The sequence below is a fragment of the Trueperella sp. HMSC08B05 genome (genome assembly GCF_001808405.1).
GTDB classification, from domain to species: domain Bacteria; phylum Actinomycetota; class Actinomycetes; order Actinomycetales; family Actinomycetaceae; genus Trueperella; species Trueperella bernardiae.
Window position 1 is genome coordinate 19,746 of the sequence record NZ_KV793238.1, and the last position, 9,541, is coordinate 29,286.

Annotated in this window: 6 protein-coding genes; 5 read left to right on the forward strand and 1 reads right to left on the reverse strand. The window is 64.9% G+C overall.

What is annotated here, in order from left to right:
* Window positions 1–47 precede the first annotated feature (47 nt).
* A complete protein-coding gene (locus HMPREF3167_RS04145) occupies window positions 48–1,622 on the reverse strand; it encodes a peptide ABC transporter substrate-binding protein (protein WP_246825735.1) in 1,575 nt (524 codons plus the stop codon).
* Between the two features lie 421 nt (window positions 1,623–2,043).
* On the opposite strand from HMPREF3167_RS04145, the gene HMPREF3167_RS04150 reads away from it, so the two are divergent.
* The 5 genes from HMPREF3167_RS04150 to HMPREF3167_RS04170 all read left to right on the forward strand — a co-directional run.
* Window positions 2,044–3,204 (forward strand): ROK family protein, encoded by a 1,161-nt coding sequence (locus HMPREF3167_RS04150; RefSeq protein ID WP_070445655.1) that lies wholly within the window; start codon window positions 2,044–2,046, stop codon window positions 3,202–3,204.
* An 11-nt stretch (window positions 3,205–3,215) separates the two neighbouring features.
* Window positions 3,216–4,505: an alpha-L-fucosidase gene (locus tag HMPREF3167_RS04155; protein ID WP_082661087.1), complete on the forward strand. Its 1,290-nt coding sequence runs from the start codon at window positions 3,216–3,218 to the stop codon at window positions 4,503–4,505.
* 3 nt (window positions 4,506–4,508) lie between these two features.
* Window positions 4,509–5,972: a M81 family metallopeptidase gene (locus HMPREF3167_RS04160; RefSeq protein ID WP_062612712.1), complete on the forward strand. Its 1,464-nt coding sequence runs from the start codon at window positions 4,509–4,511 to the stop codon at window positions 5,970–5,972.
* Complete coding sequence (locus HMPREF3167_RS04165; protein WP_070445658.1) at window positions 5,966–6,727, forward strand: copper homeostasis protein CutC; 762 nt, start codon at window positions 5,966–5,968, stop codon at window positions 6,725–6,727. The genes HMPREF3167_RS04160 and HMPREF3167_RS04165 overlap by 7 nt, the downstream gene beginning before the upstream one ends.
* Before the next feature lie 699 nt (window positions 6,728–7,426).
* On the forward strand, window positions 7,427–9,541 hold a 2,115-nt coding region (locus HMPREF3167_RS04170), incomplete at its 3' end, for an Ig domain-containing protein (RefSeq protein ID WP_210382961.1).

A 9,541-nucleotide genomic window follows, 5' to 3' on the forward strand; every position in this document is an offset into this window, starting at 1 on the left:
CCCCTCGCGGGCCGGCTGGCGAAAGCCAGCCGGCCCGTCAGCGTGTGTTACTTACGTGTCCAATCTTGGGGGTACATGCCGAGCATCGGATCTTGCGGATCGATCCCGGAGATATCCGACTTGTAGGCCGAGACCCGGTTGACCGGATTCGGCATCCACAGGACGGGCAGGTCTTCGGCCAGGAAGTCGTTGTAGTCCTTCATTGCCGACTCGTCGGAGGAGACGAGGGTGGCGTCGATGAGCTTATCCGCCTCCGGGTTGGAGTAGGCGCCGAGGTTAACCGGCGCGCCGGTGGCGAACAGGCGCTGGCCCGAGGCGAAGGGCGGGTAGTACCAGGAGCCTTCGGAGCCGAAGAAGGATAGATCCCATTCACAGTTGGGGTCGTCCTTCTTGCACACCTGCGAGACGGCCACCGAGTCGGGAACCTCCTGGATCTCCAGCACGATGCCGAGCTTGCCGAACTGGGACTTCAGCTCCGCCATCATGTCGTGGGTGGCGGTGAAGCCGGACTGGGAGATAAGAGTGAAGCGCATTTCTGCGCCCGCCTCGATTCCTTCGCCGCACTGGCCGGCGCCGGTGCCGGGCTTTTCACAGGTGGTCACGCCGTCGGGGTTGATGGCCCAGCCGTGATCTTCGAGCAGTTTTCGGGCGGCGTCGGGATTGAAGGAGTAGGCGCAGCCCTCGGTGGTGCCGGCGGCGCCGGGCTCCTGCGGGACTGGCCCGCAGGTGGGGGCCGCCATGCCCTTCCAGATGACCTTGGAGATGGTCTCCTGGTCAATCAGTTGCTGCATGGCTTGGCGCACGTACTTCTGGGCGAAGATCGGCCCGGACTTGGGGTGGTTGAAGTTGAACGGCATGTAGGTGATGGCCCAGCCGTACCACGGGGAGACGGTGTAGCCCTGACCTTCGATGTAGTCCCGCTGGGAGATGTTGCCGGCGGGGATGTAACCGTAGTCGATGCCGCCGGCGCGCAGGGTGTTGAATTCGGCGTCGTCGGAGGTGAAGGGCTTGTAGATGACATGGCTGAAGGTGGCCGGGTCGGTGCCGTCGTAGGAGTCGTTGGCGGCGAGCTCGACCTCGCCGGACGGCGTGTAGGAGGTCAGCTTCCAGGGGCCGGAGACGGTCTGCCACAGGGCGTTGCTGGCGTAGTTGGCCGGATCCTCGGCGGCGCTACGCAGATAGGCATAGATGTCCTTGGCGTTTTGCGGATCGGTAAAGTCGACGATCTCGCCGTCGTCGGAGGTCTTGGCCCAGGCGTGTGCGGGCATGGGCCGCACGGAGTTGAGCTGGTTGCCCACGAAGTAGCCACCGGAGAAGGGCTCGGTGGTGGTGATGGTGAAGGTCTTGTCGTCGACGATCTCGAAGCTGGTGACGTTGTCCGGGAAGCCGCCTTCGCGGTAGGAGGCCCAATCGGCCTTGTTGTTGAGGACAAGGTTGTACCAGAAGTCGATGTCCTTGGTGGTGAGCTTTTCGCCGTCGGACCAGGTGCGATCTTTGAGGGTGATGGTGTAGGTCAGCCCGTCGTCGCTGATCTCGGGGATGTTGGCGATGGAACGCTTTTCGTCGATGTTGTAGGCGTGCTCACCGTCGAGGGTGAAGGAGTACATCGAGGGGTAGAGCATCTCGATGAAGATGCCGTTTTCGCCCTGCGTCTTGCCGGGGGGCGGAGATGGGGAAGATCCACGTGGGGGTGTCCATGGCGACGGTGACGGTCGATCCGTCACCGGCGGCGGAGCCTGATGGATTGGTGGCGCCTGAGGGCGTGGACGAGCTTCCACTGCCGCAGGCGGACAGGAGCAGGGCGACGCCTGCCACGGTGGCGACGATGCTAGCTCGCCGTGATGCGCGGGTCATGTGTGCCTCCTTTGACTCACGTTTTGTGCCGTGTGGCACAAACCCTGGGATTGTTTCCAAAATAGCAGGATGTGATCCAGAGTGTGGGGTTTTTGGAAAACCTCTTGCCAGTTTAGAAAATCAATTGCGTTGTTTGGATCTTAGTGGTGATATAGGAAACACAACCGTCGTCGATGAAGTGAGGCATCCATGGCTAGCGAACAGGGTTTTGCTACTGTGAGCCCCGATCTGCTTGAGTCCGCCTACCGGCTCATTCGCGCAGGCGCGGCCAAGAACCGTTCGGACCTGAGCGAGAAGCTCGGCGTGTCGTCGTCGACGGCGTCGAACATTGCCCGCTCGCTGGTCAGCCAGGAGCGCGTGCGCGAGGTGGAACCCGCCTCCCCCGCTCGCGGCCGGCGCTCCACCCAGCTGGAGAGCATCGCCCCGCCCGTGCTCGTTGCGGCCGCGGAAATCGGCACAAGCCACATCCGTTACGCGCTCTCCGATCACGTCGGCCCGATCGTGGAGGCGCAGGAGGTGCCGATCGACCTCGCCCCCGGCCCGCGCCCTGTCCTCCAACGCCTGGTGGACCTGTGGCGCGAACTGCGCGACCGCGAGTTTCCCGGCGCCGACATCCTCGCTGCCGGCATCGCGGTTCCCGGCCCGGTTGACGCGAGCACACGGCGCATCGTCTTGCCCTCGCGCATGCCGGGGTGGCACGACGCCGACGTGCGTGCGATCGTTGCCGAGCTGGCGGACGTGGATTGCGTGGTGGAGAACGACGGGCGGGCGGCGGCGCTTGGCGAGGCGAGTGTGCGCGGCCCGGAACACCAGCCACTGCTCTACATTAAGGCCGGTTCCGGGATCGGCGGCGCGCTGGTGATCGACGGCAAGATTTACACGGGCGGGATGGGCATCGCTGGCGACGTCTCCCATGCGCGCGTGGTGGAGGATTCGCCGTTTGTGTGCGGGTGCGGGAAGTCGGGCTGCTTGGAAACCGTGGCGTCGGGCGCGGCAATTCGCCGGGACGCGGCGCAGTTCATGGAGCTGGGCTCGATGGCGGAGCTGGTGGAGGCGGGCCAGAATCAGTTCCCGCACATCACCCAGCTGATCCGCAATTCGGGGATGCTGGTGGGTAAGGCGCTCGGGCCGCTGATTAGTTTCGTCAACCCCTGTGACGTGGTGGTGGGCGGGGCGATGAGCGAGCTGACCGCTTTCATGAACGCGTTTCGGGTTTCGCTGCTGGGCTCGGCGGTGCCGATGGCGACGGAACGGCTACGGATCGAGGCGGCGAGCCTGGGCGCGAATTCGGCGCTGACGGGGATAGCCCGCAGCGCCCATGACCTGGTGGTCAGCGCTCCGGTGCAGTGACGGGAGAGATTATGGATAACACGTTTGAACATCGAACCGGCCCTGCAGACTTGGCCGCCCGCACCACCTACCCGGCACACGAAGTGCCGCAGTGGTTCACGGAGGCTAAGCTCGGCTTCTTTATCCACCTGGGCATCTATTCGATGCCGGGTTGGGCCTACCGGCGCGAGGCGGGCCGCAAGACGCCGCCCGAGTTGGCTTACGACTATCACGAGTATGCGGAGTGGTACGCCAATACGGTGCGCATCCCTGGCTCGCCGTGTGCGACGTGGCATGAGGAGACCTTCGGGGTCGGCACCAGCTACGAGGACCTCGCCTTTCGCTTTGCGCCCTCGCCGGAGAACGTGGCCAACCTGGTCGCCACGTTGGTGGCGGCGGGCGGGCGCTACATCGTGCCGACCACGAAGCATCATGACGGCTTTTGCCTGTGGGACACGGCAACGACGCCGTTTTCCTCCGTCTCGCGTGGTGGCCCGGACGTCATCTCCGTGGTCGCGGACGCCACCCGGGCGGCCGGCGCCCGGCTCGGCCTGTACTTCTCCGGCGCGCTCGACTGGCACGTGTCGCACCTCCCGCCCATCCGCTCGGACGAGGACCTTTTCGCCTTTCGTCGCAATGACGAGGCCTTTGCCCGCTATGCCGCCGGCCAGCTGAGCGAGCTGATCGACCGCTTCCATCCAGACCTTTTGTGGAACGACATCGACTGGCCCGACGCCGGCAAGGGGCCGGAGGAGTGGGGTTTGTCCGCCATCCTCACCCGCTATCTGGCCGAGCATGAGGCCACGATCAACGACCGCTGGGGGATCCCCTTCCATGGCTACCTGACCCGCGAGTACACGCAGGTGGACGAACCGCTTCCGGAAATGTGGGAGTCTACTCGCGGCCTGAACCGCTCGTTTGGGTACAACCGCAACGACAACCCCGCCGACCGGCTCAGCGGAGCCGAGGCGGCCTGGCTACTCGTCGACGTCGCCTCCCACGGCGGCAACCTCCTGCTCAATGTGGGCCCGCGCGCCGACGGCTCGCTCGACCCGTACCAGGCCCGCGTGATTGCCGAGCTCGGTGAGTGGATGAGGACCTACGGGCGCTACATCTACGCCTCTACGCCCGGGCCTGCGCCCTTCTCCCTGCTCACTCCGGGCGCGACGGCCTATTTCGTCCGCGAAGGCGAGGCCGCCGGCTCGGCTGGCGCCGCCGACCTTGCGCGCGCCTTCTGGCTCGCCCCGGACGGTAGCCGTATCCCGGCGTCGTGCCCGGCGCCGACCTCCTCTTTCCCCGTCGCTCTCATCGTTGAAAGGTAAGTCATGCGCATCGCAATCGCAGGTATCCACATCGAGTCATCCACGTTCTCGCCGCAGCCGGCGGTGGCGGAGGACTTCGAGATCACGCGCGGTGAGGAGGTGCTGGGGCGCTACGGCTGGATCCACGAGACGTGGAGCAAGGCGGTGACGTGGCTTCCAATCTTCCACGCGCGAGCGTTGCCCGGTGGCGTGCTGGAGCGGGCCACGTATGAGGTATGGAAGGCGGAGATCTTGGACGGGCTCGCCGTCCTTACGGACCAAGCGCCGCTTGATGGCTTCTTCTTTGACGTCCATGGCGCCATGAGCGTAGCGGGGCTCGACGACGCCGAGGGCGACCTGATCACCGCGATCCGCGCCGTGATCGGGCCGGAGCCGATGGTCTCCCTGTCCACAGATCTGCATGGAAATGTCTCCGAGGCGCTGTTCGCGGGGTGTGACCTGCTGACCACCTACCGGGAGGCCCCGCACGTCGACGCCCTCGAATCCCGCCGACGCGCGATGAAGAATCTCGTCACGCGCTTGCTGAGCGGGCTCGGCAAGCCGGCGAAGGCGCTGGTGCACATGCCTTTTCTTTTGCCGGGTGAACGCACATCCACTCGCCTTGAGCCGGCCGCTTCCCTCTATGGGCGCATTCCGCATCTGGAGGCGATGCCGGGGATCCTGGATGTGGGTTTCTGGATCGGGTTCGCCTGGGCGGACCAGCCGCGGTGCAAGGCGGCGGTGGTGGTCACGGGCGATGACCAGGAGCGGGTGTCCGGGGTGGCCCGTGATTACGCGCGGGAGATCTGGGCCCGCCATGAGGAGTTTGGCTTCGTGGCGCCGGTGGACTCGATGGACGGCTGCTTGGAGTGGGCGCGGACGGCCGCCCGCCCGACCTTTATCTCCGACACGGGTGACAATCCGGGTGCCGGCGGCGCTGATGACGTCACCTTCGCCCTCTGGCGTCTCTTGACCTTCCAGCCGGTGGCGGCCGGCGAGCTGTCCGCGATCTTTGCCTCGATTCACGACGCCGCCACGGTGGCGCTCGCGGCCGAGGCGGGCGTGGGCGCCCGGATCGAGGTGCAGCTCGGCGGGAAGATTGACGCCCGCGAGCCGGGCACGCTGGCCCTGAGCGTGCAGGTGGAGAACCTGGCCGTCGACCCGCGGGCGGGCGAGGTGGCCGTGTTGAGGCCGTTGGGGGAGGGCGGGCCGAGCGGCGCGGTCGTCGTCGTGACGCAGAACCGCATGCAGTACGCCACCGAGGAGGCGTTTACGATCGCGGGGCTCAAGCCGCGCGAGGCGGACGTGGTGGTGGTGAAGATCGGTTACCTCGAACCTGACCTGTATGAGATGGCGGCGGCGTGGAAGATGGCGCTCACGCCGGGCGGTGTGGATCAAGATTTGGTGCGGCTGGGTCATTCGCGCATCGACCGCCCGATGTATCCTTTTGATGAAGGTTTTGAGTGGGAGGCACAGGTCACGTGCTAGAGATTGCAGTGCAGGACGCCGCGGGCGCGCGGATTGCGCGGGAGGCGGGCGCCGACCGGGTGGAGGCGTGCAGCGCCCTGGAGGTCGGGGGCCTGACCCCGTCGCTTGCGATGGTGGAGGCGTGCGTAGTGGAGGGCATCCCCGTTTGCGTGCTCGTCCGTCCGCGCGCGGGTGACTTCGTTTACGACGACGCCGAGGCCGCGGTCATCGCCAACGACGTGCGGTGGGTGGTCTCCCGCGGGGCCGCAGCCGTGGTGGTGGGCGCGTTGCGCGAGGGGCCTGCGGGCCTTGAGCTGGACGTGGCGCGGCTGCGCCAGTGGGCCGAGGTGGCCAGGGAGCGCAACCCGGAGGTGGACGTGGTGGTTCACCGGTGCGTGGATGTGCTGTTTGGCGCCGGGGTCGGCCCGGCGGAGGTGGCGCGCCAGCTGGCAGAGGTGGGCGGCGTGACGCGCGTGCTGAGCTCGGGCGGCAAGTCCCGTGCCGGTGACGGCGCTCCCGTGCTCGCGCAGTTGAAGGCCGAGTTGGATCGGCTGGGTGCGGGTGTCACGGTCATGGCTGGCGGGGGCGTGGCCCTGGAGGCGATTCCTGCCCTGCGTGAGGCCGGGGTCGAGGAGTTTCACATGTCGGCCCGCCGCCAGATCCCTACGGGCCCGACCGGCCCGGGTGGGGGGCAGAGCGTGCGGTCGGTGACGGACGGGGAGCTGGTGCGGGCGGCCCGCGCCGTGATCCGCGGGGCGCAGGTACACGGCGACTAAAGCGGACTGGACGGTTGTGGGGCGATCTTCGTTTATGGTGAGGTCGCCCCACAATCGTCCGGGTTTTCTTAATTCGCGGCCGGTTGAACCGGCCAGCGGCCCGAACCGAGATAAGCCAGCCTGGACTCGTAGCGCGATCGATGAGGGGCGCGAGCTGTCAGCGCCGGTGTGACGCGGAACGCACTATATCACCTGTTATTAGTAAGGGTTTCCCGTGGATTCAGTGCCCTGTTTGGTATGTGAGATGTCGGACAGGGCTCTGAGCTGTGATTTTGTCCGTTTTGACGGCAATGCTGGATCTGCGACGGCGGCACTTAGTATACTGGAATCAATCCAGCGCTAATTTCATGCGCATGGCTATCGTATGGTTTTGTGGGGGAGGGGGCTCTCAAGGCGAGTCTTTTGGTTGCCACAGGTTGCCCATTAGGCAAGTGATTCACGATTCTACTGATGTACGCACCGATTGGGCAGTGAACGAGCTCAATTCGAATCCAAATTGAGAGGAAGGAGAGATTTGTGATCTCTCGGATAGTAAGGAAGGCGATGGCTGTCGTAGGCACAACGGCAATCATCGCTACCGGGCTTGCAGGAGGGGGCGCCGTAGCGGCCCCCGCTCCTGACGGTTCCGGTGGAACTACGGCCGTACGGTCGACTGGGACGGCGATCGAGTCGACGGGGAAGGGAAATGCTCCCTACACCGTGTCGGGCACGACGCGTTTCATCGAATCCTACGCATCGAATAACACCGGTTTTGAGTACACCGGACCCATCGAGGGTGTGAAGGTCTACGTGCAGTGGCGAGAGGGCGCCGGCAACGCTGACTTCCCCTACAGCTACTCCCCGATCTACTACTCCACTGCGGACGCTCAGGGTAACTTCTCGATCGACATGAAGCCCTACTTTGATTCGATCGGGCGCGTGCGCTACTTCGAGGGGCGGGTCGACGCCGGCGCCCCCGGCACGAAGGATCTCGCGGGCAACGACTCGCGCCTCGGTTGGCGGGAGAAGGTTCGCATCTGGGCCGAGCTTCCTGACGGAACCAAGGCCGATTACCGGCTCATCAACCACTACGCAACGTCGTGGGTACCCGCTGATCCCACGCTTGATAACACTGTGATGGCGACCTGGGATTCCGGAAAGTCCTCCATCCGCGGCGTCTACATTAACTATGCCAAGAACACGGACAACGTCCTGGCCAAGCCGGATCGTAATGATTGGGCTGTTTCCGGCGAGGGTAATAACGTCGGCAAGGGTCTTGATGGCTCTGTTGGCGGAACCGTGTTCTGGAACGCAAACGTTCCCAACGGCGCCATAGACTTCTCCACGTCGATGCTCTACCAGGGCGGAGCGGACTACCCGCTCTCTGGAATCACGATCCAGGGATCTTACCTCAGCGATGAGGCGGTCGCCGCGATTAAGGTGCACGCTGCTGCGGCCTTCGCGGGCAAGACCCTGCGTGGAAACGGCTGGACCGCGACCGACGAGAACTCGCTGCAGGCCTGGATCAGCGAGCAGATTAAGGCTGATCCCACTTGGGTTGCAGAGACCGTCACCGCAACGACGGGCGCGGACGGGAAGTACCAGCTGTACTTCCGTGGCATCTACGGAAACTCGGCTAACGCCTGTGGCATCACTGGTGATAAGTGTCATAAGTTGGCCGACTCGTGGGACACGGGCTCGTTCCTGAACGGTAACCTGCAATCCAAGCACACCAACTGGGACTGGATGTACGTCGCCCCGGTTGATCTTCCGAACAACGTTGGCGTCATGTCGCCGTGGTCGATCCAGCGCTGGCAGCGTGTCGATGGGCGCGGAACCTGGAACGGTGCCAACTTCGGCCAGGTTGGATTCGCCGTCGGCGGCACGATCGACAGTGTGACTTTGGCGGACATCCTTCTGTCCCCGGCGCCACTCGAGTTCGACGTCGTCAACTACGACACCCAGCTCAACCCTGCCGCGCCTGGCGACACCGCCAAGACGTACACCGGCGGCGTGCTGACGAACGAGAACCTCACCTACGACATCGTCTGGACGGACCAAAAGGGAAACCAGGTCCACGAGTGTACGGGTCTCACGCCGGACACGAACCTGAGCCTTGCCTCGTGTGACTACCAGGTCCCCGCCGACCTGACCGCCGACACGGTCTACACCGCCACCCTGTACGGCGTGAACGATGGTAAGAGGGGTGCGTCTCTCGGTTCGGACGCTTTCCTCGCCACGCGCGGCACCGAGCTGCCGTGGGGCTCGAAGTACTCCGACTACGATGAGGAAGCACTTCCCAAGGCACCGGACGGGACGACCCTCTCTGGGCTCACCGCTGACGGCCTGCCTGACGGCCTGAGCATGGATCCCGACACCGGCAAGATCACGGGCAAGCCGACCGAGACCGGCCGCTTCCTCGTGAAGGTGACTGGAAACGCTTCCGTTCCGCGCGATGGCGCCGACCCCGTCGACGTCCGTCTTGCGCGCACCTACATCGTCGTTGTCACGGACACCCCGCTCATGGCGGGCGTTCGCGGCACCGAATACAACCAGGAAGTCACGCCGACCGGATTTGAGGACTCCGGCTACACGCTGGGCGAGATCAAGTCGGTGGACAACCTGCCCGCGGGTCTGACTTATAACGCAGACACGAAGACGATCACCGGCACTCCGACCGAGATCGTCACCGCTGACGAGCAACAGCCGAACGTCACCGTCACCTACACCGTGACGCGCGAGACTCCGAATGGGACGGAAACCAAGGACGTTACGGATATTGTTCCGTTGCCGGTGGTTGCCGGCGACTCGGATGGCGATGGGGTTCCGGATCCG